At 48.1% G+C, this 23,852-nt stretch carries 25 protein-coding genes; 11 read left to right on the forward strand and 14 right to left on the reverse strand.

Annotated elements, in window-relative coordinates; genetic code table 11:
- Positions 1-453 precede the first annotated feature (453 nt).
- Positions 454-1,089: a TetR/AcrR family transcriptional regulator gene (locus AC6I6H_RS05705; RefSeq protein WP_497952627.1), complete on the reverse strand. Its 636-nt coding sequence runs from the start codon at positions 1,087-1,089 to the stop codon at positions 454-456.
- 128 nt (positions 1,090-1,217) lie between these two features.
- Between AC6I6H_RS05705 and AC6I6H_RS05710 the strand changes: the two genes are divergently transcribed.
- Positions 1,218-2,039: an oxidoreductase gene (locus AC6I6H_RS05710; protein ID WP_497952629.1), complete on the forward strand. Its 822-nt coding sequence runs from the start codon at positions 1,218-1,220 to the stop codon at positions 2,037-2,039.
- A 212-nt stretch (positions 2,040-2,251) separates the two neighbouring features.
- Here the strand turns inward: AC6I6H_RS05710 and AC6I6H_RS05715 are convergent, their stop codons facing one another.
- Positions 2,252-3,271 (reverse strand): DUF4238 domain-containing protein, encoded by a 1,020-nt coding sequence (locus tag AC6I6H_RS05715; protein WP_497952631.1) that lies wholly within the window; start codon positions 3,269-3,271, stop codon positions 2,252-2,254.
- A 20-nt stretch (positions 3,272-3,291) separates the two neighbouring features.
- Entirely contained in the window at positions 3,292-4,185 is an 894-nt protein-coding gene (locus AC6I6H_RS05720; protein WP_497952634.1) for a hypothetical protein, read from the reverse strand.
- Between the two features lie 357 nt (positions 4,186-4,542).
- On the opposite strand from AC6I6H_RS05720, the gene AC6I6H_RS05725 reads away from it, so the two are divergent.
- Positions 4,543-4,848, forward strand: a complete 306-nt coding sequence (locus AC6I6H_RS05725; RefSeq protein WP_497952885.1) for a helix-turn-helix domain-containing protein — start codon at positions 4,543-4,545, stop codon at positions 4,846-4,848.
- Here AC6I6H_RS05725 and AC6I6H_RS05730 read toward each other — a convergent pair.
- Complete coding sequence (locus tag AC6I6H_RS05730) at positions 4,841-5,107, reverse strand: hypothetical protein (protein WP_131014818.1); 267 nt, start codon at positions 5,105-5,107, stop codon at positions 4,841-4,843. The two genes, AC6I6H_RS05725 and AC6I6H_RS05730, sit on opposite strands and share 8 nt — an antisense overlap.
- Positions 5,108-5,182: 75 nt before the next feature.
- The gene (locus AC6I6H_RS05735; RefSeq protein WP_497952636.1) at positions 5,183-5,611 is read right to left on the reverse strand and encodes a hypothetical protein; all 429 of its coding nucleotides are present in this window, start codon (positions 5,609-5,611) and stop codon (positions 5,183-5,185) included.
- 240 nt (positions 5,612-5,851) lie between these two features.
- Here AC6I6H_RS05735 and AC6I6H_RS05740 point away from each other — a divergent pair, with 240 nt between their 5' ends.
- The 5 genes from AC6I6H_RS05740 (at position 5,852) to AC6I6H_RS05760 (ending at position 11,903) form a co-directional block, all read left to right on the forward strand.
- On the forward strand, positions 5,852-7,039 hold the full coding sequence (locus tag AC6I6H_RS05740) for a competence protein CoiA family protein (RefSeq protein WP_497952638.1): 1,188 nt from the start codon (positions 5,852-5,854) through the stop codon (positions 7,037-7,039).
- Positions 7,040-7,207: 168 nt separating this feature from the next.
- Positions 7,208-8,416 carry an AVAST type 1 anti-phage system MBL fold metallo-hydrolase Avs1a gene (avs1a, locus tag AC6I6H_RS05745; RefSeq protein WP_497952640.1) on the forward strand — a complete coding sequence of 403 codons (1,209 nt, stop codon included), beginning with the start codon at positions 7,208-7,210 and terminating at the stop codon, positions 8,414-8,416.
- Between the two features lie 16 nt (positions 8,417-8,432).
- The gene (locus AC6I6H_RS05750; protein WP_497952642.1) at positions 8,433-9,521 is read left to right on the forward strand and encodes an ABC-three component system protein; all 1,089 of its coding nucleotides are present in this window, start codon (positions 8,433-8,435) and stop codon (positions 9,519-9,521) included.
- Entirely contained in the window at positions 9,499-9,993 is a 495-nt protein-coding gene (locus AC6I6H_RS05755; RefSeq protein ID WP_497952644.1) for an ABC-three component system middle component 2, read from the forward strand. The genes AC6I6H_RS05750 and AC6I6H_RS05755 overlap by 23 nt, the downstream gene beginning before the upstream one ends.
- Entirely contained in the window at positions 9,990-11,903 is a 1,914-nt protein-coding gene (locus AC6I6H_RS05760) for an AAA family ATPase (protein WP_497952646.1), read from the forward strand. Before AC6I6H_RS05755 ends, AC6I6H_RS05760 begins: the two co-directional genes overlap by 4 nt.
- Positions 11,904-12,104: 201 nt before the next feature.
- On the opposite strand, the gene rlmH is transcribed toward AC6I6H_RS05760, so the two are convergent.
- Positions 12,105-12,584, reverse strand: a complete 480-nt coding sequence (gene rlmH / locus AC6I6H_RS05765) for a 23S rRNA (pseudouridine(1915)-N(3))-methyltransferase RlmH (RefSeq protein WP_497952650.1) — start codon at positions 12,582-12,584, stop codon at positions 12,105-12,107.
- Positions 12,585-12,850: 266 nt separating this feature from the next.
- On the opposite strand from rlmH, the gene AC6I6H_RS05770 reads away from it, so the two are divergent.
- Positions 12,851-15,271, forward strand: a complete 2,421-nt coding sequence (locus AC6I6H_RS05770; protein ID WP_497952654.1) for a putative bifunctional diguanylate cyclase/phosphodiesterase — start codon at positions 12,851-12,853, stop codon at positions 15,269-15,271.
- A 96-nt stretch (positions 15,272-15,367) separates the two neighbouring features.
- Here the strand turns inward: AC6I6H_RS05770 and AC6I6H_RS05775 are convergent, their stop codons facing one another.
- Positions 15,368-15,781: an HIT family protein gene (locus AC6I6H_RS05775; protein ID WP_497952660.1), complete on the reverse strand. Its 414-nt coding sequence runs from the start codon at positions 15,779-15,781 to the stop codon at positions 15,368-15,370.
- 138 nt (positions 15,782-15,919) lie between these two features.
- Between AC6I6H_RS05775 and AC6I6H_RS05780 the strand changes: the two genes are divergently transcribed.
- A complete protein-coding gene (locus AC6I6H_RS05780) occupies positions 15,920-16,291 on the forward strand; it encodes an iron chaperone (protein ID WP_497952665.1) in 372 nt (123 codons plus the stop codon).
- A 917-nt stretch (positions 16,292-17,208) separates the two neighbouring features.
- Here the strand turns inward: AC6I6H_RS05780 and AC6I6H_RS05785 are convergent.
- Positions 17,209-17,790, reverse strand: coding sequence for a hypothetical protein (locus AC6I6H_RS05785; RefSeq protein WP_497952671.1), 582 nt, complete (start codon positions 17,788-17,790; stop codon positions 17,209-17,211).
- A 189-nt stretch (positions 17,791-17,979) separates the two neighbouring features.
- The gene (locus tag AC6I6H_RS05790) at positions 17,980-18,258 is read right to left on the reverse strand and encodes a hypothetical protein (protein ID WP_497952677.1); all 279 of its coding nucleotides are present in this window, start codon (positions 18,256-18,258) and stop codon (positions 17,980-17,982) included.
- Positions 18,259-18,513: 255 nt separating this feature from the next.
- On the opposite strand from AC6I6H_RS05790, the gene AC6I6H_RS05795 reads away from it, so the two are divergent.
- Positions 18,514-18,747, forward strand: coding sequence for a helix-turn-helix domain-containing protein (locus AC6I6H_RS05795; RefSeq protein WP_497952681.1), 234 nt, complete (start codon positions 18,514-18,516; stop codon positions 18,745-18,747).
- Positions 18,748-19,079: 332 nt separating this feature from the next.
- Here the strand turns inward: AC6I6H_RS05795 and AC6I6H_RS05800 are convergent, their stop codons facing one another.
- From AC6I6H_RS05800 to AC6I6H_RS05820, 5 genes are all read right to left on the reverse strand, one after another.
- A complete protein-coding gene (locus tag AC6I6H_RS05800) occupies positions 19,080-19,463 on the reverse strand; it encodes a VOC family protein (RefSeq protein ID WP_497952686.1) in 384 nt (127 codons plus the stop codon).
- Between the two features lie 99 nt (positions 19,464-19,562).
- Positions 19,563-19,841, reverse strand: a complete 279-nt coding sequence (locus AC6I6H_RS05805) for an ArsR/SmtB family transcription factor (RefSeq protein WP_497952886.1) — start codon at positions 19,839-19,841, stop codon at positions 19,563-19,565.
- A gap of 110 nt (positions 19,842-19,951) precedes the next feature.
- Entirely contained in the window at positions 19,952-20,746 is a 795-nt protein-coding gene (locus AC6I6H_RS05810; RefSeq protein WP_497952692.1) for a GNAT family N-acetyltransferase, read from the reverse strand.
- Between the two features lie 54 nt (positions 20,747-20,800).
- On the reverse strand, positions 20,801-22,234 hold the full coding sequence (locus AC6I6H_RS05815; protein ID WP_497952697.1) for a HAMP domain-containing sensor histidine kinase: 1,434 nt from the start codon (positions 22,232-22,234) through the stop codon (positions 20,801-20,803).
- On the reverse strand, positions 22,219-22,902 hold the full coding sequence (locus AC6I6H_RS05820; protein ID WP_497952703.1) for a response regulator transcription factor: 684 nt from the start codon (positions 22,900-22,902) through the stop codon (positions 22,219-22,221). Before AC6I6H_RS05820 ends, AC6I6H_RS05815 begins: the two co-directional genes overlap by 16 nt.
- A gap of 187 nt (positions 22,903-23,089) precedes the next feature.
- On the opposite strand from AC6I6H_RS05820, the gene AC6I6H_RS05825 reads away from it, so the two are divergent.
- Positions 23,090-23,818, forward strand: a complete 729-nt coding sequence (locus AC6I6H_RS05825) for a YceI family protein (protein ID WP_497952706.1) — start codon at positions 23,090-23,092, stop codon at positions 23,816-23,818.
- Positions 23,819-23,852: the final 34 nt, after the last annotated feature.

The raw sequence follows: 23,852 nt of genomic DNA on the forward strand, positions 1-23,852 counted from the left end.
AAGCGCTGTGGCAACCGTTAGCCACCCATGCCCCGGCGGGTACCACAGAATATGAAGTTGCGTTATTTTCAGGGTGCCTAATTCCGAAATCCCTCGGGCAGACCGAGGGCGATAGCCCCGATACTTGAACATGGTGTTGTCTGGTGGATACGCCTTGGAACTCCGATAGTATTCGAGAAACGATTGAACTATCCTGCCCGTAAACTTAACATCAGACGGCCTAGAATCCATTTCAGCCCCTTGCACTAACAGGGAACAGAAGCAACTCGGTCCTGCTTCCATCCTGATTTGGCATGTACAAAATTATACAAACCGACAAGATGTACTTGCCTTCCTTAAACGCCGACTATGTGCTTCCTTGAGATAAGGTTCTCCGCGCTGTCTGTAACGGCAAGTTTTAGGGCCATCCTGAGCGGATGGCCCTTTCTTTGTAATTCCTTCGTGTTGATCTTCTCACAAATCAGACAACAGAAGTAATATTCCGTGGTAACACATATATTGAAAATCCGGCTCAGCGTAATCAACCCCGGCCCGTTGAATGGCCTCAAGCTGTTTTTGCGTCAAATGGGACATGGGATACAATCCAATAATATACGCAAAAAACGCCGATAGGAAGATAGCCTTGTTTTCTGCAGCCGCAGCAGGAAAATATTTGTCTACGCTTGCAGCGACAGTGCCCTGAACATTTATGATTTCGTTTTTGAAATCTGAAAGCTTCTCAATGCGACTGTTGTTTTCGAGAAATGTAAAGAGGATGGAGAACAGCTTCAACATCTTATCATGCGATGACAAAATTTTCGTCAAGAAGGTGCTATATTGTTCCTTTGTCATGTTGGCGGTGGAGTTTATCTCTTCCATCAGGCATGCCTGCCAACGCAGCATTTCCCGCTTCAGAAGATCCAGCAAAATCTCATCTTTCGTAGTGTAGTAGTTATAAATAGTCGGGCGTGTAATAGAGGTCATCTCTGAAATTGCCTTAAAGTTTACTCCATCATATCCACTTTGACTGAATAGAGTGTCGCAGGCATTGATGATTTCCTCTTGTCGACTGGTTATCTGTTCCTGAGTCCTTGCTCTCACAAAATCCATCGTACGGTCTCCTTTTGCCTTATGATAACACAGCATCGTTTAATTTCAAAAGGGCTGTTGACACGGTGTCAGTTAATTGCTACAATGCATTTGCTGACACTATGTCAATTATAATTCGGAGGCTCATAATGGACAAAAAAGTGGCTTTGGTTACAGGCGCATCGTCCGGTATTGGCTTGTCAACCGCATGGGAACTGCGCGCAAAAGGATATACCGTTTATGAAGCGGCCCGCCGGACAGGCAAAATGCGTCACCTTGCCGATTCAGGCGTTAACACAGTGGAGCTCGATGTAACTAACACGAATTCCATGGTTTCCTGCGTGAATCAAATTCTGGACAAGGAAGGCCGCATTGATGTACTGGTCAACAATGCCGGATATGGCTCATACGGCGCAATCGAAGATGTGCCGATGGAAGAAGCACGTCATCAGCTAGACGTTAACCTGTTCGGTCTTGCACGAATGACCCAACTTGTGCTGCCTTCTATGCGCAAGAATAAGTTCGGTAAAATCGTGAATGTATCCTCCATGGGCGGAAAGGTTTACACGCCGTTTGGCGGCTGGTACCACGCCACCAAATTTGCCGTGGAGGCCTTCTCCGACTGCCTGCGAATGGAAGTGGAACCCTTTGGAGTTGACGTAATTGTAGTAGAACCAGGGGCTATTAAAACAGACTGGGGTTTCATTGCATCGGAGCATCTAAAGCAATCTTCCTCCAAGGGCGTATATTCCGCACAAGCAAGCCGCACAGCTGACGCTATGATGAAACTGTATTCCGGCAACCGCCTTACAAAGCCTGAAGTGATTGCAAATACTATCGGAAAGGCCGTGACAGCTCGAAAGCCAAAAACTCGCTATCTTGTCGGGTCTGCAGCAAAACCTTCCGTTTTTTTGAAACGGCTCGTCAGCGACCGGGCATTCGACAAAATTATCCAAAAAATAATGGGATGAGTGAAATTCCCGATTTGACCATGAAGAACGCAGCAAACTGAACACTGCGTTTTTCTGTGTTTACGCAGGAAAATAAGTTTATGGACCCATTTCCCTTACAGCACTCTCAACTTTCCGGAATATGACCTTGGCCTCTACTTGTGATACGGTTCAGCTTATACACTATAACGGCTAAAAATGCGAAAGGAACTGCCGCGGCAGCTCCCTTCTGGTCAAAGTGACCCCTTTTTTTGCTTTCGTTGTGTATGTCTGCCTCCGAAAGGACCACCATTGACTTGAACGCTATAGTCTTTCTCACGTAAAACGGTTGAATCCTTTTTCTTATACTCATCAATCAGAGTAAATTTGTTTTGGGAACAGTATATTTGGCGTTCGCATCCAATTATTTGCATGGAATTATAGTATTTTATCACTTCGGGCTCATAAATAGGAAAGAATAAGTTTTCAATCGGCTCTACAGCTTTATGATAGCCACGCTCACACAGAGTAAGAATCAATTTGTTCGAAACCGGAAACGCCAGTTCTATTCCTCTAGAAGCCAATCCACTGTGGCTCATAAAATCCTCAGGCATATGCGCCCTTTTTACCAAAGGTGCATCTGACGTGTAGAATGGATGGTCAGTTAGATTAACGCCAACAAACCAAATATGCGAGTTAAGTGCAGATGCGAACTCTATTAATTTCTCGGGGTCGAATATGAACGATAATTGATCAATAACCGCATGTGCTGGGTCTAGTTCAATAAAAAATTCCCCTGGCTTGTAATTTTTGTCCTCGCTGTACATTTCCAGATCAAATATCATTTGTGCGATTGTTTTTTTCATTTCTGAGACTTGTCTTCTTGAGTCGCGAGTACGTAAGTGTTGAATAACCAAGTGCATTGCTAGGTTTTGACGATCTTCATTGAATAATGCCTTCTTGAAAAAAGGGTCTGCAGTAAGGGCGTACCTGGTACAAAAATTATTTAGCAAAGAGTCGAAATCTCGTTCTAGCTTACTAAACTCCTTTTCAATAAATTGAATGTCCTGATACTCTGGAGGAAACTGATCTTTTGTCTGATTAAAAATATCTTCGGGGATATCGTAAAAATATGATTCAGCAGCAACATTCCTTATGTTTGTCTTATAAGGAGCCTTATTTATTGTTTTGTCATAAACAAAAAGCTGTTCATTGATTGAAAAACGCTTTAGATATGATTGAGGCACAAAATGCTGATTTTTAACTTTGGACACCAAAAATCACCACTCAATAATTATTTCCCAAACGATTCCGCTTTCTCAATATCCTTCTCAAGCAGACGCCACGTCTGCTGCGGTGATAACGGGAGTTTAAAATTGGATGAAACCTGCTCTACTTTAGCAAAGCACACCGCATTAAACTCCTCTTTGGTCATTCCATCATCATCACGCAGTCTAAGTATGTAACTAATAACCCCAGGTGCAGTGAATCCAAAATCTTTCGGACGGAATGGAGCGCCGTATCCGCCATTGGATGGGCCGTTTACATCCAGAGTCGTTACTTCCATAAACATTTCGAGAGCGCCCTTGTAGCGCTTCTCGCGCATCAAGTGTTCACCCATGCAGAGCCTCACATTCCGGTATAGACCCCAGTCACCCTTTACGGCATAATCCATAGATCGCTCATTAAATAAGCCCCACAATATATCTGATTCGGAATAGCCGGGTTGGGCTTTTTTGCGCTTCTCAAATTCCTCGTCGGATACGCCTAGCTTGCCCAGGTGATTCTTCAAGGCGTTTTGATCGGCAATGGTCTTCCGCTCTTGCTCAAACCGTTCTTTGCCCACTTCGTCGAGTAATATCTTGTGTCCACTCACACGATCGGTACGAACAAATATCTGCTCCTTGCAGTTCGGGCATTTTCGGTTTCGTTGAGGAGGCGGATCGATCAGAAACCCACAATGTGGACAGCGCGGCTCGGGAGGTGAAATCACTTCTTTTTTAGGTGCCGATGGTCGGTGCATTTCCAAAGTGGGTGATTGAATGTTCGTTCCCTTGCTTCCGCGAGAAGTCATCTGCGCGGCTGCTTGTTTTTTATGCTCGCCATTTAAAGGCAATTGGATCAGTTTCACAATGAGCAGGATTGGCCAAAAACAAAGCCAAAGTAAGAGTTTAAACAATAATTTCATGATACCTCACCCAATGTTCCTCTATTCATTAGTTGGTCCTTTATCTGTTGTGGTTCATATACAATTTTACTCTACATGAGTTCGACTATTTATGACAGTTTCCTGCCACTGACAGACAATTAATATGACGAAGGCTTTGTATAACAGAAGTAAGAACTCAGGGATAGTACCGATTATAGAGCTATCAACCCATTATATACTTCGAGTTGACTCGGACCTTTTCATCGAGATACTTCTTCCAACACGTATTGTCCCTAGATGGATCGCTTGCCTGTTCCGTAAATACATTACCTGGTTCATAAGGCGAAGAGCGACCAAAAAGCTGCGGAAGCGTTTGTAAAAATAGTAGGAGATAAAATCCGAGAGCTTCGTACGGAGAAAGGATTATCACAAGAGAAACTAGGAGAATTGGCCGAGCTAAACTCGAACTACATCGGCCAGATTGAGCGCGGCGAAAAAAGCCTTTCTGTTTTTACTCTGAAGAAGATCGCCGAGGGGCTGTCCATGTCACTAGAGGAGTTATTTCGGTTAATCGACCCTGCCGATCAAACAGACGCATTGGGGGAAATAATAGGATTGCTATCGAGGAGGCCGGTGCAGGAGCACGCTAAGGCTTTGAAGGTTGTAAAAGCGGTACTGGAATGGAACGATAGCGTTAAGTAAATTGAGATGGCTTATGGTCCATATGACGGGCCGTAAGCTTTTTATTTGCCTGAACAATGAGCAGCTCGCGTTCGAGTTTGACTTGGACTTCGTGCATAGCACTCAATATATCGCGGACAGTTTGAACATGAACAGGACCGTCTTTGTCGTAAAGCGTCTGCAATACCGCGTCGATCGTCTCTTTGCATGTTTCAATTCGGTTGATTAAATTATCTTCTTCCTCAACAAGCTCTTGATAATTCTCAAGTGGATTCGTCATCGATCCTCACCTCCTTTCCGGCTGCTTGCTCTGACATCTTTTCACAGCCATTCTGGGTGAAGTAAGCCCGGTAAACTATTCTTCAGTATCACGAGTCTCTGAGCAGCAAACGTCTGCGTCAGCTGACGTTGATTGATCTCTTAGAGCCGCTTTTTGGGCCTCTGGAGATACAAAAATGGGGGGATCTAATTCCGACACCCAACCGAGAGCAAGTTCAATCGGGCTACCTTCCCTTAGCGGAGGTCCATCTGCCCACTCATCCTCTTTAGTAAATCGGATGTCTGCTTCCGTAATGCATACAAACACGTCGGTGCCATCGAAATAAGGATTTACATTCGCACCTTCTTGAAAAGTCAGGGCTATACGGACCTTTAATGTAGTTGCAGGGTCATATTCGTCATGTAATTGCTCCGCCGCGGAAACGGCTAACAAGTGAATCGTATTGTCCGGGCTAAATTCTTGTTTGAGAAAATCCAATAATCGTTGCTGCTTCGTGTGGTTCATCCTCATTCTCCTATACACTTTGAGTTTGTAATGATGCAAAACAAAGAAAGCAACCTCCGTCCAAGTTGGATAGAGGTTGCTTTTGGGTGAAATCGTGGTCTCCTTTCAAATTTAGCTGATTACCTTGGTATCAGGATTATTATATATGCTTATTTTTGGTAGCAGTTCATCTTTTCATAAAGCATCTTCCATACTAAAATGTTACTATTGTTACCATTAACCAATATTGGAAGGTGCAACATGTCGATTAAACTAGCGATAGCTCTGGAAGATAATAAAATATTCCGTCATATAAGCGAACGATTAGACCGTTCAAAATCATATACCTGTCCCTTCTGCCTAGCTCCTGTTCAAAGTAAAAAAGGACAGGAACGTCAGCATCATTTTGCTCATTTTCCAGGGACAAGCTGCTCAGCAAATGATGAAACTCTCCTGCACTTTAATGCAAAACACTATCTCGCATACTGTATTAAAAACAAATTTGATATTGCGATCCATGTCCCTGTGGAAATCTTGCCCCCTAAATTAAAAGGCATTTTGCTTAGTCTTGGAATAAGGGAATATCCTTTGTCGCTTCTCTCTCTAACTTCATTTTACAAAAGTCGTGGAGCAATAGTTGAAAAAGCTATTGGGCCATATATAGCTGACGTATTTATGCTGTTATACGATATTGATATACAGAGCGGTATTTCAGAGAAGGGTTTCGTTTTCGAGATTGTTGTAACTCACGAAATGGAGCAAGAAAAACAGCATTGGTTAATTGATAATAACATCAACTTCCTTGAATTAGCTCCACGGGCATTTGACGACAATACCTTTTCGTTTCGAGCTTTACGGTTGCATTTCCCGGATTACTTTTCCAATCTCCAAACTAATTTGATAAATACAACTGCCGAAACTTTCCATCAAGAGCTAAAAGAGGTTGTAAAAGAAAATATACGTGTAGAGACAGATCAAAAAATTGAACAATCTCTAAAGCTCAAAGCGTGGGATTGGGTGGTTGACCGTATTCTCTATAGCGATGACTTACGTACATGGGTACCTGATGAAATTCAACGTGAAATGAAAAGCATAACGGTTAAACCTTTCAGGGATCAGGAAATTAGAAAAGTTACGATGTTCGGGGCGACTTATAAGAAAGTCCGGGAGCATAGAATGGTATTTGCATTAGATGAATCTGATCGAGAGTTCCTTATTCTGAATGAAAAGATCCTCCTTGCAGACCTGTTAAAAGTCTTATCTACTGCTTACCCTGCTGAAATTATTATAGGAAAATCAATGCAAGGTAAAGAAGGAGTTATAGGGTTCAGTTTTCATAATCTTATTGATCCAATAAGTTACGAAAAAGAATGGAAGTATGCTGTAAAAAAAGTATTCGATTCCGTCAGAAAGCGACTAGAATCGGAATCAAACGTTACAGATGAATAATATTTATTTACTTATTTCCAACACATTCATTATGTAAACAGAAAGCAGCCAGTTAAACTTTAGTGGATTTACCTTACATAATTCGACAACAAATAACAGGTTAATTTGTTAGAATTGAGATGTTTACAGTTGATTGCGCACAAATGTTGTGCTAAATGGAGATGAACTATGCCGAACCCGGTAAAGATTGAGGTGTTTCCAGCTTCAGAAGGAGATTGCATTCTCATATCTACTAAAAATAACAACATCTTAATAGATGCAGGTGTTGATGATACCTACCATGATTATTTAAAACCACGTCTTAAAACATTAGCATTGAATCAAGGTAGGATTGATTTATTTGTCGTTACACATATAGATCGTGACCATATAGAAGGAGCAATAGAGTTCCTTGCAGATAATGGAAATAATTTGAATCCATCAATAATTCCTATAGATCAAGTTTGGCACAACAGTTATAGACACCTCCAATTTCCGAAAAACGGCACTATTGGAGTTGCAGAAACTGAAATTCTCAGAAGTATGATTACAGCAGGTAAGTTATCTGGGCAGCGTTCCAGTAATGAATCCAAAGACATTAGCGCAAAACAGGGTTCAACACTTGCCGCGCTACTCTTATCAGGTGGTTACTGTTGGAATAAATCTTCTCAAGGTGAGGCAATTAATTCTGATTTCCAGTCAAGTATCCCGTTTGCTAATTTTACAATTAAGCTTCTGTCACCGGACTCCAAGAAATTGAGTGCCCTATCTAACAAATGGGAGAAGGAATTAAGAAAGCTTAAATATAATTTTTCGTTTACCTCTGATACAATTTTCGATGATGCCCTAGAGTTCAGCTTGCTTATGGAAGAAGATGGGCCCACCGAACATAGTATCAAGCCAATTTCGAAAAAGGCAATTAGCTTTGAAGAGCTTGTCTCAGTCGATGATATTATGGACAAATCAGTAACAAATGGATCCTCAGTTGCCTTCATTTTAGAAATCGAGGGTAGGAACCTACTTTTTTTAGGTGATTCACACTCAGATTTAATAACTGACCAGTTACAGAAACTGGCCGATGAGAAAGGGACTCCTCTACATTTTGATTTAGTTAAAATATCGCATCATGGTAGTTCCAAAAATACAAATTCTCGCCTCTTAGATCTCATTAAATGCTCTAATTATGTTACTTCCACTGATGGCTCCAAACATGGTCATCCAAACTTAAGTACATTGGCTAAACTTATTAATCGATCATCACCAGGTAATAAGGTCAATATATATTGTAATTATCGTACAGGAAATTCCGACTCTTTAAATAATTCTTCTCTAGGGTCAAATTATAATTATTCTTTTATTTTTCCGGATAATAATCAATCTTTAATAATTGAACTATGAGAGGTCGATAGCAATAGTGTGGCATACAAAAAGCAATGTGGAATTTTCTGTTTGTAGATTAATATGCGGGAAAGATGAAGAGTGTGACAAAGGGACAGCTTTCTTGATCTCGCCTAATCGCGCACTCACTGCAACGCATAATATCGCGCGTTTCTTAAAGGACAATACGATAAATATCACCTTGGAATTTTTAAATATTAATTCTGAGCGTGATGTTCGCAATGCCATACCGGTTCAAACCAAAACAGTAGGACCGGTTGTAATTCTTGAACTGGATAGACCAATAGATAAAGCATATCTAACCTTTTCCAACCACCCTATAGAAGCGGACGATGAGTTCGAAACTTTCGGTTATCCTGCAGTTAAGTGGTCTACTGGACAATGGACTAAGAATAAAATATCACGATTGCTAGAAGATGATGTATATAATCCGTACGACTGGAATATTGACTTAGATCATCAATCAAAGATTGAAGATTTCTCTGGCCTTTCTGGGGCACCTTTATTGGTAAGTGGTCAACTTGTAGGTGTACTACTCACAGAGGCTATGGAAAAAGGAAAGGCTATTTCTCTTGGAGCAGTTGGTCTTACCAAGTTTGCCGGGTTACTTGAAGAGCTTGAAATCGAGATTTATGAATTTATTGACCCTTATACTTACCAACCCAGTGAGGGCGATTATAAGGATTTTGTCTTTATTGAAAAGCTGGAAGCTGCGCAAATACTGCAGCATGAAATATGCCAAAAGGAATTTTATCATGCCGAAATACTTACAAATATAGTAAAAAGCAAGACAGTTAAAAAGGAAATCAGTGAATTAAATCGGTTAAAGGAAGATATCCGAAGCTTGTGGTACACCAAATACGTGAGATATAAGGATGAAAAGGATGGCACAGATTTACTCTCAAGTGTGTACGAAAGAGTAGAAGATCATCACACTAACTCACTTTCAACTGGAATCAACGTTAGTCTGTACGCTAAAAAGGGTATATTACATCAGTGGGCAGACGAATGTAAAGTCGGATGGGTAAAAAATTATGAACGTAACCTAATGGAATATCGTAAAGCTAAAGGAGGGATTACCGATGACCAAAAAGACGGAGATTAATTCGGAACTTATCCTTCATGTTTCTCGTATTCTTGTCCTCTTATCATTTTTTTCCAACCAAAAATCAATAAAAATCACCCTCGATAAGATTATGTTGTTCGACTTTTATATGAAATATCCCAGCATTATGATTGATGATAAAGAACTAATACATGCTTTTAGTTATTATGACTATTACTCTTACTACCACTGGAAGCCTGACCGGGAAGAGTACCAGCAATACCTAAGGTATTTAATCGCAAAACGACTCGTTTCAAGGGACATCTCCAGCAATGAGTTTATTTATAACATTACTGCAAATGGAATTGAGATAACTGAAGAAATGACATCCTCATATTCTCACAGTTTGAAGTCCGTAGCTACATATATTAAGAAACACATCTCAAGGCTAAGCGACACTAAAATTGAGCTTGATATTGTTTCCAAAAGCCTTTATCAAAAACAACAAAAAGCGGAAGGAATAACTCTGTGATTGAAAAAATGTTTATAAAGTGCTTAACTCTAGTTGGTTTAAAGAAAAATTATACCCTTAAATTTAAGAGAGGGTTAAATTACATATCTGGACCAACATCAACTGGAAAATCTACAATTGCTGAACTGATTAACTACGCTTTGGGCTATAAAAAGCATAAAGATTATATTGAGGTGAGACAGAACTGCACGGAAGTTGAGCTTGAGATCGAAATTGGGGGCAACACATTCAAAATCGTGCGTCCTCTCTTTGATTTCGATAGACCCGTCAAGCTTTATCGATTTTTAAATGACGAAGAGAGATATAGTTCAGATTTTGACCTTTTACCTATTGACTCACCAGCCAACGAAAGTTCCCTATCGAGCTTCTTATTAAATGAGCTTGGTTTCTTCAAAATCAAAGTAGCCAATCAAACATTTAGCTTTAGAGACATTTATAAATTCTGCTATTTGAAACAAACAGAAATTGATAGTGAAGATCTCATGAAGGAAAAAATTTGGGGATCTAGTCTTAAACGGAAACCGACATTTGAAATTATATTCAATATTTTTGATAACTTATTGTCTGAATTAAAAGCACAAGCAAAAGTACAAGCAGAATTAATTGAAGATCTTAATAAGAAGAGACAAGGCGTTCTCGAATTCTTAAAAAACCTCAATATGCTAGATCACGAAGAATACCAATCTCAAAAAAAGAGCCTTGAGGAACAAATTTCCCGCGACAAAGAAAATCTCTATGAATTAAAGTCTAACACAAAACGAAATACATTATTACCAGGCTCTGAACTAGAAGAGTTTATTATGCAAAAAAGATTTGCAATTGAGAGATTGTCTGAGGAAATTCTTGAACAGCAACAGTATATCAACAAATTAATGCTGTTGCGCAATCAATATCGGAGCGAAATGGAAAAAATCGAATTTTTGTTAGAAGGATCCGTTTCACTGAATCGGTACAAATTTGAAATCTGTCCTTCCTGCCTTAATGAATTACATCCACGTGAAAGTGGTTGCGAACTATGTGGGAGTAACCTAGGAAGTCTCTCGGAGGAAGAGATCAAAGTTTATAAAAGTGAACTAACCCGATTAAAAATTCGATTCACTAAACTGTCTTCCTTTATTGATGAACAGAGCGAACAACACACCACCCTAATTAAAAATAAACAAGCTCAAAAAGAAGAGTTGATTATTCTTGAAGCAAAACTCAATCATTTGAGAAAAGAATATGTAAGTCCTTATGTAGAAGAAATTGAACGCCTTAACTTAGAGATTGGTGAGAGAAGTAACCAACTTAGAGAATTAGATCGAACACTAAGAGTCATGAACGAATTTCATGTAATGACGATTAAGCTAGGAGAAGAACATAAACTCCTAGAAAAGCTCCGTAAACGAATAAAAGAAGTTGAGGGAAGCAACAAGGATAAGGAAGCAGTATTAAATGATTTAAGTAGTATGTACGAAAATGTATTGAAGTCCTTTAACTTTCCTAAATTGTCCAATGCATATATAGGTAAAGATTACTTACCCTATGTACGAGGAAGAAAATATGATGATATAGGAAGTTTGGGATCGGTAACGTTGATAACTATGGCTTATTATTTGAGTATCTTATTGGTCGGAATTAAAGAAGATAATAACCACCCCGGGCTACTAATTATCGATACTCCTCGAAAAAACCTTGGTGCCGACCCAAATCAAGATGAGGAACAATTCAAAGATGAAAAGATTTATAATTCTATCATCCGTTACTTCATTCAAATGGAACAGGATAACCCTGAACAATTACAGCTAATTATCATAAACAACGGCTACCCAGAATTCTTACCTCAGTCAAATGTTATTGCAGAATTTGATGGTGACGGATCAAAGGGACTACCATATGGATTTATCGATGATGCAGGCATGGAGTCGTAGATTCTTTACGCATACTCACAATAATAACTTAACATCTAGTTGTAATGTTGTAATTAGCAAATAAATGTTTCAAACAGAGGCATCAAATGGGCCCGATTAGCTCTAAACCAAACTACTCGGGCCTCATACGTTCCATCCCCCACACTACCCGCTCAAACCTCTTTAAACACCTCTACGCCCTTCCCCCACAAAAATTTCGCCCTACTTATGGTAAGATTCCCCCCGATTTATCTTCACTGCCCGGTAAATCTGCTCGGTCAGCACCAGCCGCATGAGCTGGTGCGGCAGGGTCATGCGCCCGAAGCTGACGCGCTGCTGGGCGCGGCGCAGGACGTCGTCGGCGAGGCCGTGGCTGCCGCCGATGACGAAGACCACGTGGCTCGAGCCGTAGGTGCCGAGCCGGTCGAGCTCTGCGGCAAGCTCCTCCGAGCTGAGCAGCTTGCCGTCGATGGCGAGCGCGATGACGTGCGCGTCGGGTTTGATCTGCGCGAGCAGGCGCTCGCCTTCGCGGTCCTTGACCGCGCGGACTTCCGCGTCGCTCATGGTGTCGGGGGCCTTTTCGTCGGCCACCTCGAGGGTTTGGAACTTCACGTACGGCGTGAGCCGTTTGGCGTATTCCTGAATGCCCTGCACCAGGTATTTTTCCTTCAGCTTGCCAACGGCGAGCAATTGTATCAACATATCGGTTCCTCCATTTTCCGGTCCAAGTGTCCTACCAGCAGTATACCCCATGGGCGGAATTCCCCCAACCACGGCCTGCCCGCCGCCCCGTTAGCCAAACAGCGAATATTTTTTCACCCGCCCCTCCTGCGAAATTTGTCATACCATTTTCCCAAAACCTGTTTCAGACCCTCCCTACCGGTTGAAAAAGGTTAAAAGGCCTGGTCTGCCCGCCTTCCCCCTTGTCCAGTCAGCCCAGATTGCCGTTTGAAAGAGGTCGTCGCCCTATGCCCTTTTTGCCGCCCCTACATATGAACTGGCTGCTTCTCGTCCTCGCCCTCGCGGCGAGTGTCGCTGGAGCAGCCCTGATTACCTATAACATCACCCCCCGCTCCCTTGCGGAGACCCGGCCGCGCCACCCTTTTGCCCGCTATCGGAGACTCCTGGCGGGGACGGCGGCGTTCAGCCTGACGCATGCGCTGGCGCCGCTTTCGTTTGATCTGCCGCTGGCGTCTGGAAACTACGCGCTGCACCTCGTGTTTACCGGGTTCGGGTGCTTTCTCGCCACGACCTTCGGGGTTTGGTACGCCGAGCTGCCGCGCAGCAAAAGCGGGTTCTACTTCCGGGCGGGCTTTGCCATGGCCGGCACGATTCTTTTGTTCGATTACATAAATCTTGTCCTGCTTTTTGGCGGCTCCCTCGTCTGGGAACCGGCGGCCGTCGCTTTGACGGGAGCGATCGTCCTCTGCCTCTGCCTCGCCCTGCTCAAAACGCTCAGCCTGTCGAACCGCAACCGGGAAAACGGGCTCTATTCGCGCGCCACCGCCCCGGTTCTCCTGCTCGCCGGGCTGGCGCTCGGGGCGATTCCGTTCCTGTGCGGCCTCTCCGTCCTCCCGCTCGGCCAAACGGCCCAGGGCCCGTACGCTTCCCTTGCGCCTTCTATCGGGATGCTTTTCGTTTGCGTCCTTCTGGCTCTGCTCCCCGACACCTTCAGCAACGCCCGGCAAAAACGCCAGGCCCGGCGGCTTCTCGAAACCGAGCAGCATTACATGTCGCTTTTTGAGCATAACCCCGACTACGTGCTGGCGTTTGACGCGAACGGCGTCATCACCCGGCTGAACCGGCAGGCCGAAATTCTGGCGCAGCGGGTCGGGAAAGAGCTGGTCGGGCGGCATTTTTCCGAGCTGTTTCGGGGGGAGTTCCGCCAGCTGGCGCTGCGGCATTACCGGCACGTGCTGGGCGGCAAGTCGAGCACCATCGAGCTTCAGATCGAGCTGGCCGGGGGGCGGGCGATGTCCTTTTGGCTCACCTCTTTGCCCATTGTGGTGGAAGGGGCGCTGGTCGGGGCGTACAGCATTTTCAAAGACATCACCAAAAACAAAACCGATCAGCAAACCATCCGCCACCTGGCTTACCACGACGAATTGACCGGGCTGGCGAATCGGCGGTCATTCCGGGACCTTTTGGCCCTGCATACGGACGCGGAAGGGAAAACGTCGATGCCGTTTTCGGTGTTTTTCATCGACCTCGACCGGTTTAAGCGGATCAACGACCTGTTCGGCCATGCGTTTGGGGACAAGGTGATTCAACGGGCAGCGGTCCTGCTGCAAAAGCGCCTCCCCGAGTCCTGCGTGCTGGCCCGGATGGGCGGGGACGAGTTTACGGTGTGGGTGCCGAACCTGCGGGACCCGGAGGAGATCGGAGCGGTGGCGGCCGGGATGGTGGACGAGTTTATGCAGCCTTTTCAGGTGGGGTATCACACGGTGAAGCTGTCTCCGTCGATCGGCATCGCGCGCTACCCGGACGACGGGCTGGACGCCGAAACCCTGATGAAATACGCAGACATGGCCATGTACACCGCAAAAGAAAACGGAGGCGCCCAATACCGGTTCTACGACGCGCAGCAGGACCAGTCGAGCCAGGAGCAGATGATTCTGGAGCATGACCTGGAGCAATCGCTGGAAAAAGGCCAGCTGCGGCTCTTCTATCAGCCCAAATACGACATCCGCAACGGCGCGATTACCGGGGTGGAGGCGCTGGTGCGGTGGGAGCATCCTTTTCTCGGGCTGCTGGGGCCGGGGCGTTTTATTCCGCTTGCCGAGGAGACGGGGTTCATCGTCCCGCTGGAACAGTGGGTTCTGCGGACGGCCTGCACCCAGGTCAAGCAGTGGGAGGCCCAGGGACACCACACCGTGCCGGTGGCGGTGAACCTGTCGCAAATCCACCTGATGAAGCCGGACATGGGCGAGGATGTGCTGACGCTGCTGCGGGAGCTGGATTTCGATCCCCGCATGCTGGAGCTGGAAATCACGGAAAGCGCCATGATGAACAACGAAGCGCATGTCATCGCCCAGCTGCGCTCCCTGCAGCAGGCCGGCGTGTCCGTGTCGATGGACGATTTCGGCACCGGGTACAGCTCGCTCAGCCACCTGCACCACCTGCCGATCGAGCGCTTGAAGATCGACCGCTCCTTCGTGCAAAAGCTGACCACCGACGAAGACAGCCGCGCCATTGCGGAAATGATCATTTCCCTGGCGAAGCAGCTCAAGCTGACCATCGTCGCCGAGGGCGTGGAGACCAAGGAGCAGGCGGCGCTGCTGAAGGAGCTGAAATGCTATAGCGCCCAAGGCTTTTACTACAGCGAGCCGCTGGCCCCGGAGCAGATCGCGTTCCGGCTGGTACAGCCGATGCTATACCTCAGCCGCTAACGGCGCTGCCTTAACATTAGCCTTCGCCTTCGCTGGCGCCTTGGCCTTCGCTGGCACACTCGCCTTCCGCTGGCGCCTTGGCCTTCGCTGGCACCCTCACCTTCCGCTGGCGCCTTCGCCAGCGGCGCCGCCGGGGCGCCGGTTGCCGGGCTGCTTGAGCCAGTAGCGCAGGCCTTTGCCCGCCAGCGGCTCATCCGCGAAGCGCGGGATGACATGCAGGTGGGCGTGAAAAATCTCCTGCCCGCCGACCTGCCCCGCGTTCCAGCCGATGTTGTAGCCGTCCGGCCGGTATTCGCGGTCGAGGAAGGCTTTGACTTGTTGGAGCAGCTCAAACGTGGCCTGCCATTCTTCGGGTGTAAGGTCGAAGACCGTCTCCCGGTGCGCTTTCGGCACGATCAGCCCGGAGCCGGTAAGAATCGGCTGAGGCTTTCGGAGGAAACGGCAGAGACCGTTTTCGAGGACAATCGTTTGGTCCGGATCGGCCTCCGGCTGGCAAAAGGGACAGGTCATGGCGGGTCGCTCCTTTCGGCGGAAGGGATTTTGAGGTGCATTCGTAAATGTATAAGGAAATTAAACACACCCGCCGCTCTGGCAGATTCAGCCATACATAGCTATATGGAAGCCAACTTTATTTCGGGAGGGAGCCAAATGGAGGCTTTTGCCGAGTATTTAGCCAAAATTGACAACCCGGAGCATCGGGTTCAGATGGAAGAGGTTTTGGCATGGGTCATGGAGAAGTTCCCCACCTTGGAGCCAAAGATTGCGTGGAACCAGCCTATGTTCACCGATCACGGGACCTTTATTATTGGCTTTAGCGTCTCCAAAAAGCACATGGCGGCTTCTCCCGAAAGGGCCGGGATGATTCATTTTTCCGATGAGATCGTGCAGGCCGGCATTGATCACACCAAGGAACTGCTCCGCTTCCCGTGGGATCGTCCGGTTGATTTCTTCTTACTCGAGAAAATGATCGAATTTAATATCATGGATAAAGCGGACTGTTCTACGTTTTGGCGGAAATAGCCCGGGCTTGCTGCAACTGGTTTCCTATCCCTCGGAAGGCCGCTCCCTCTGGACGTTTTCCGTTTGGTTGCATGCCGTTCCTTATGGAAACGTGCGCTTGGCGGGATCGGGAGAAGTGAGCTGCGGGGCGGACGGCTGGGCCGATCAATTGGACGGTAACGGTTGGACCGATCAGTTGAACGGTAACGGTTGGACCTATAAATTGGACGGTGGCCAGGGAGCGATGTGGCGAACAAGTGCAAAACGGCACTTATTTTCCTCCGTTTTCCGTTTCATCGCGAAATAGTAACGTACACGCACTTATTTTCTCATAAAGAGGCGGAAATTCGAGAAAACAGATGAAATAGTTGCCTTTTTGCATCTATTCGGGCGAAATCAGCGGATTATGGTCTGATTAGTTGCTTTTCTGCACTTACTGTCCATCCCTACGATTGGAAAACCCTCTGGAACGTTGATGATTCGAATCTACCCCGAGCGTTTGCCGCCAGCTAACCCGAAACTAAATGTTCTTCCCATTTTACAAACACTTTGAACCCCATAAAAGTCACGATTGCACATCTGCTGTTTCGCATATGTGCGATTCTTTTATTTCGGCAGATTATTGTATGGAATAGGATGGGTTTTTAACAGATAATACCTCGCTTCTTTGGTACCATGGAAGTGTCGATCATCTATGCAAAAAAGAACGGTAATAAAAGTTAAGTTCGTGATACAAAGCCAAATGATAGCCATATTTTTGAGGTGATGGTATTGGTTTTATTAGAATTCGTCGTTACTTATGTAGGGCCGATCATTATTCTCTATGTCCTCTATAAAAAGAAATATAAAACAAAATTAGAGAGAAACGGCCTGGTCCTGATCTTGATGATTTGGATAATCTCAAGAATTTTACTCTGGATTTAATTTTACAAACATCGTTAGCTGGCGGATCTGGTTAATGGGTCCGAGGTTCCTTTTTGCTTTTGGCTGAATAGGGAGCCTTTTTTAAAGCCATAGCGAGCTACGTACAAGAGGTAAGCCGCCATTACGAGAATGGCAAGAATCCCCCTAAACCAAGGCCCAAACCAAAACAAAGAAACGGGAACGATTAAAAACACAGCTAACAGGGACCAGTTCAACAGAGAGTTTTTAAACTTGCCTTTTAACGCGAGCGTAATCGTTAGAAGGCCAAAGATGCCGTAAATTACTGCTGCCAATATTATTGTAAGCACGAGCACTTTCCCTTGAATTGTCGGCTCGCTCATATATTGAACGAAATAGTAGACGCCAAAGAAAAAAAGGACAAAATTAATAAATGTATAAACAAGCGGCGTATAAAATGGGGCTACTTTTGTCTTCGCGTAATACTCGATTACTTCTGTTATATCTCCATCGTTCTTGTGGCTGACGGAATCGGTCTGTCTCCTTTTTAAAAGGAGGATTTCCTCGCCTTGTCGATCCGCTGAACCTCTGTTTTGTGATTTTCGTTGTAGCTGGACCTCAGTTCTTTGTACATCCAAAGGGCAACCAGGATAAAGCAGGTTATAATCAATCCTTCCGGCCGATTGGGAAACACCATTTTCAAAAATTCAAGAAACGTATTCATCCGTTCACCTCTAGGAAACTACTGCTGACAGTCCAATTATAACTGTTAATGTTTTCAATAGGTGTGAAATTTTAAAGAGCCTTTTACTCCGCTCAGTACCTCTTTACTCTCCTTCCTCTGCTTCTTCTACGCGGTGTTCCTTTTTCATACTTTCCGCCAGAAAACCCTTTTCCAACCGCAAATGCAACAGCTCCGTCCGTAAGTCCTGCTCCATGGTATGTACGCTCGTCACAATTTCCTCGCCGATCTCTCGCCCCATTTTGCCGTGCCGGCTAACGTACTCCAAAAGAGTCCACTGGCAGCCTTCGCACAGTTTTATCTTCGCCAACAGTTCCTCTTCCTCGTCGACCAGCTTTTCGTAAAAGTCGTTGACCTCTGGCATAATGCGCCTCTCCTATTCAAGTTTTATGAAACACCAAGAAAAGGGGAACCCTGTCTGTTCCCGCGGCAGGTGGGCTATAATGATAAAATTATGGCCATCGGAAAGAATACGCTACCTTAGGCACAATTTGCTGAGAATAATCTTCACAAGTTCATAATACCACGCATTAATAGAAATTTAAACCATTTTGTAGAGTTTACTACGTGGTCGCACTAATTTTGAGACCAAATAATGGTTTCATGAGGAGGCGGTCACTTGTCTTTGGAAATGGAATTCGCCAAAGTTTTAAAATCCCTGCGGATTACGAAAAAACTGAGCCAGGAGGAACTGGCTTATCGAAGCAACCTGGATCGCACCTACATCTCCATGCTGGAACGCGGCATTCACTTGCCTACCATGACCTCCTTGTTCGCTCTGGCAAAAGCACTCGATATAAAAGCATCAGAAATGATCAAGCTGGTCGAGTTGGATTTGGACAACCGATCATAGTCGGGGGTTACATGGAGGGATCGTCTTTTTTCAATAAAGGAAGTGGAAGAATGACCTCGGACTTATTAAAGCTGGGCAGATCCTTTTTGTTAAGAAAACGCGGGCGGAGGCCGATTGAAGTGGGGCGAAACCAGCCCTCTGTAACAAAGATATTCACGCTATGCGAAGGGCTGAAGATTAAGCCCTCCGACTTTTTCAGAGTGATTGAACAGGAATATCGGCATCGCGAGGATACCTAATCTGTGCCTGTCGGCTTTATCCAAACAAATAAAACAACCCTATCCCGGATACAGGATAGGGTTTAAACAGCACGAAGCTCCTTGGTTACGAGGTTAGCTCTGAACAATCTGAATAAGGTTGCCGCACGTATCGTCAAAGACTGCGATGGTGAGGTCGCCCATTTTCGTCGGCTCCATCGTGAACGTCACGCCTTTTTCCAATAAGCGTTCATACTCTTCCTTTATATCGGCAACGCCGAACATGGTGGCCGGGATGCCCTCGGCGAATATCCTCTTTTGATAGTCTTTGGCGGCGGGATGGGCATTGGGTTCGAGCAAAAGCTCGACACCGCCCTGGTCCTCGGGAGAAACAAGCGTGATCCACCTGTACTCCCCGGTGGGCACGTCATGCTTTTTTACAAAGCCCAGTGTTTCGGAATAAAACTGCAATGCCTTGTCTTGGTCTTCCACGAACAGACTGGTTACCAGGATCTTCATCCTGCTCTGCCTCCTTTGATATTGGCGATGTTGGCGCTCTGCCGGCAATCCTGCTCCAATCAGAAAACAAACGGAGTTTTACCAAAAGCTTGGCGAAGCTCACTCCACCCATCCTTTTAGCAGGTCTTTGAGCGGCTCCCTGTGGAAAAGGATCACCCGGTATTTTCCCTTTTTTTCGGAACTGACGAGTCCAGCATCCTCCAATACAGAAAGATGCTTCGCGACCGCCTGCCGCGTAATGGACAGCTCGTGCTTCATAATGAGGCGCACGGTAAGTTCATACATCGTCTGCTCGTTCCGTTCGGCCAGCTCGTCCAATAGAAGCCGCCGCGTCAGATCGCCAAGTGCTTTGAATATCGCGTCTTTGTCCGTCTTCATGTCTTGAGTATACGCAACCCCACGGTTGCTTGTCAATTATGGATTTTTCTTCTCCTGCCGGAAACATAAAGGGAACCGAACGATCCGGTTCCCTTTTGCTTATTTCGCCCCTACTTCCTCATCCAAAACGTATTCAAAAACGCCGTCCGAAACCCGGCCTTTTCCATGTTCCCGTGGCTGACGATGCCGAACTCGACATCGGTGTAGACCGCCTTTAAACCAAGGCGAACGGCCTCCGCCAGGCGGTGCCGGATCAGGGCCAACTGGCACCCTCTGCCCCGGTACGCCGGGAACGTGTAGTCGTTCGCCAGGTAGCCCTCTTCCCCCTGAACAAAAAGCGAGCCCATCGCCGCAGGGCTTCCGTCCACCCGGATCATGTAATTGCGGAAGTCCTCCCGGTAAAAATAAGGCTTGGCCCGTTCCAGCATGTCCGGCGTGATCGGCCTGCTGCCCCCCGACTGTTCGATCCAGCGGATAAACTCCTCCGCGCTCTCCTCCGTTACCTGCTCAATTGCAAACGCCGAAGCCTCCTCCATTTCCTTCTCCGGATGGACATACAGAAAAGCCAACTGCTCGGCCGGATAAAAACCTCTATCGACCAGCGCTAGCGCGACCTCCTCCGTCATATGGTTCGGGGTCATGTCGAAGCATGGCGCGGCATCGGGATAATGCGCAAGCAGCTTGTCCAGTTCCGGGAGATCCCCCGGTCCGAAGCCTTTGATCCGGTTGTAGTAAGGCGAAGCCGGGTCCGTCCGGTCCCGCAGCAGAAGCGTTTGACCGGCCTCCAGCACCTCCAGCTGCCGCTGCACCGGAACCAGCGAGCGGCCGGCGTTCAGTTGCGTGAGCGCCAGCTCCAGCTTTTCGATTTGCGCCAGGCGCTCCAGCGGTTTTTTCTCGTTCCCCATAGGATCATCTCCCTATACGGCTAAAATGGAACTGCGCAAGCGGCCCAAACGGCCCTATCCCGTCTGATCCTCCAGCTCCAACTGAAGCGGCTGCGGCAGGGTCAGCCGAAACACCGAGCCTTCCGGCGAGCTGGCGGCCAGTGCCAGGTCGCCTCCCTGGGCGCGGGCCAATAGCTGGCTGTAGGTCAAGCCGAGGCCGAGGCCGCGGGTTTGGAGCTTTTTGCGCTCGCCCCGGTAAAACCGCTCAAAAATATGCGGCGCCTCCTCCGGCGCAATCCCTGTTCCGTTGTCCGCCACCTCGACAAGCGACTGCCCTTCCTCTGCCGCAACGCGAACGCGGATGCGGGGCGTGCGGTCCGGATGCGCCGCCTGCCGCGCGTTGTTGAGCAGATTGACCACAATCTGCTGAATCCGCAGCGCGTCCCCCGCGGCATATACCGCCGTGTCGGGCAGCTCCAGCGCAACCGGCGCGTCCGGCTGCTTGTTCGTCAGTTCCCACTGGTACAGAATTTCCGATACCAGGGTGCGCAGCTCCAGCCGTTCACCGGCGATTTTGACGCTGCCCGCCGACATGGCGTTGTAGTCGAGCAGATCGGCTACCATCCGCTCCAGCCGGCCGGATTCCCGAAGCGCAATGTCTAGAAATTCCTTTGCCTCTTCCTGCGGCACCACCTCGTCCCGCACCGCCAGCAGCAGGCCCTTGATCGAGGTGACGGGCGTCTTCAGCTCGTGCGTCACGCCCGCGAGCGAGAGGGCGCGCCAGTCCTCCAGCTGCTTCAACCGGCTGGCCATATCCCCGAAGGAATCGACCAGCTCCTGAATCTCGCGCTCTTTGGTCTCCACATCGAGGCGGATGTCGTATCGGCCGCCGCGGATGAGGCGGGCTCCTTCCGCCACCTGCCGAATGGGAAGCGACAGCTTGCGCGAGAGCAGATAGAGCGTAAGCCAGCCGGACAGCACCAGCGTCGTCAGCAGCACGCCCGCCAGCGCCAGCTCATGCGGGCTCGCCGCCAGCGAACGTTTCGACAGCAGCAGGGTCACCTGGCCGGCCGGCTGATCAGACGCGACGACCGGCGTCGTCACCGCTTCCGTGCCGCGGTCCCGGGCAGCCGACAAATCGTCCGTCATTCGCGCCCGCATCTCCGGTTCGGTGATGGGCGGCATGGCGAACGCCAGCCGGCCCTCTCCATCCGTAACAAACAGGCACAGCTCGCCCTTGAAGTTAAAATAGCTCAGCCGGCTTTTTACCAGCTTGTCCATGTGCGCGGGAATGACCAGGCGTCCGTCCGGGGAAGCCACGTTGTCGGCGATTTCCTGGCCGAGCAGCCCCGCCGTTTTGAGCCGGCTGTCGGCCGCCGTCGCGCGGACCCAGTACACGGAGCACAGGGCGATGACCGTAAACCCGAGGCACAAAATGATAAAATACCGCACCGTCCAATAGGTGAGGATGGACGTCAGCTTCTTTTTCCCTTTTACTCTGCGATCCAAAATTGATACCCCGTTCCCCGAAGCGTGCGGATCTCGCCCGCCTCCGCCGGCCAGTGCGTGAGCGACTGGCGCAGCCGTTTGATCGACAGGTCGACCGCCCGGTCGCTTCCGTCGTAATCCATGCCCCATACCTGCTCGATCAGCTGCTCCCGGGTGAACATCCGGTTCGGATGCTCCGCCAAAAACAGCAGCAGCGACAAATCCCGGGGCGTCAGCGCCACCTCGGCGGCGTTCAGGTAAACCGTCCGGGACGCGTAGTCGAGCAGCAGGTTGCCAAAGCAGCGCTTGCTCTCCCCGTCCGTCCAATGCGGCCGTCTGCGCAGCACTGCGCGGACGCGGGCGACGACCTCCTCCGGCACAAACGGCTTTGTCATGTAATCGTCGGCTCCGCCGTTCAGCCCGCCGAGCCGGTCGCCGATCTGATCAAGGGCGGTCAGCATGATGACCGGGCATGCGCTTTTGGCGCGGATGCGCTGGAGCAGCGTCCAGCCGTCGATGCCGGGCAGCATCACGTCCAGCAGCACCAGGGCGTACTCCCCCGCTTCAAACAGCCGCAGCGCTTCGTTTCCGTCCGCCGCCCGGGCCACCTCGAACCCCGCCTTTTTCAGATAGGCCGCCAAAACGCGCGAGATGGCTTCCTCGTCCTCCACGATCAAAATGGCCTTCATGCCGCCGCTCCGCCCCCTTTTTCGTGCTTGTACTGCTACTTTTACACATGCGGGAGGGGGGCCGCAAGGGGATTTTCCAGGGAGCCGGGTTTATTTTTGGCTGACATCTTCCCGACATATTGGTCTGGTACCGTTAGGAGCGAACACATTTTTTACATAAAAAAACAAGAGCAGGGAGGAACCCGCTGTGCAGAAAAAAACGAAGCTTTGGCTCGTGTCCGGCGTTGCCGCCATTGTTGTCGGAGGAGGAGTCGCTTACGCGATGATGAACGATTACCTGGGCAACAACGTGGAGATCCAGGGCGTCATTCCGGCGAGCCCCTCTGCTTCCGCCTCCCCGGCGGCAAGCGCCTCGGATGCGCCGGCGGCGGCCGATGCCGCGGCGACCGGCGAGCAGCTGAACGGCGAGTGGGCCATCGCCGACTCGTCCAACGTATACTTTTCCGTGACCACCTCCAGGGAAACCGTCAACTTTGTCGATGAGGAGGTCAGCGGCAGCTGGACGCTCAACGTGGACGACCTTTCGCAAACGTCGGCGGTCGGGACAATCGACATGTCGGCCATCGACTCGGGTAACGCCCAGCGGGACGAGCATGTGAAAAACGCGGACTTTTTTGACGCCGCCCAATTCCCGGAGGCCACGTTCACAGCCGCATCATTCGAAGGCCTGCCTTCGGAGTGGACGGAAGGCACGACCTACGACTTCACCATGACGGGCACGTTAAACGTTCGCGGCATCGACAAGGACGTATCCTTCGCCAGCAAAACCGTCTACCAGAACGGCCAGCTGCTTCTGTCGGGAACCACAACCGTCACCTTTGACGATTTCGGCATGCAAAACCCGCACAACGTCGTGCTCGACACCGAAAACGATGTCGCCGTGCAGCTGGAGCTCGTGCTGGACAAAGCCAACTAAGCCGGGATAAAAAAACGGATCGTTCCCTTTCGCA

The organism is Gorillibacterium sp. sgz306347 (assembly GCF_059735245.1).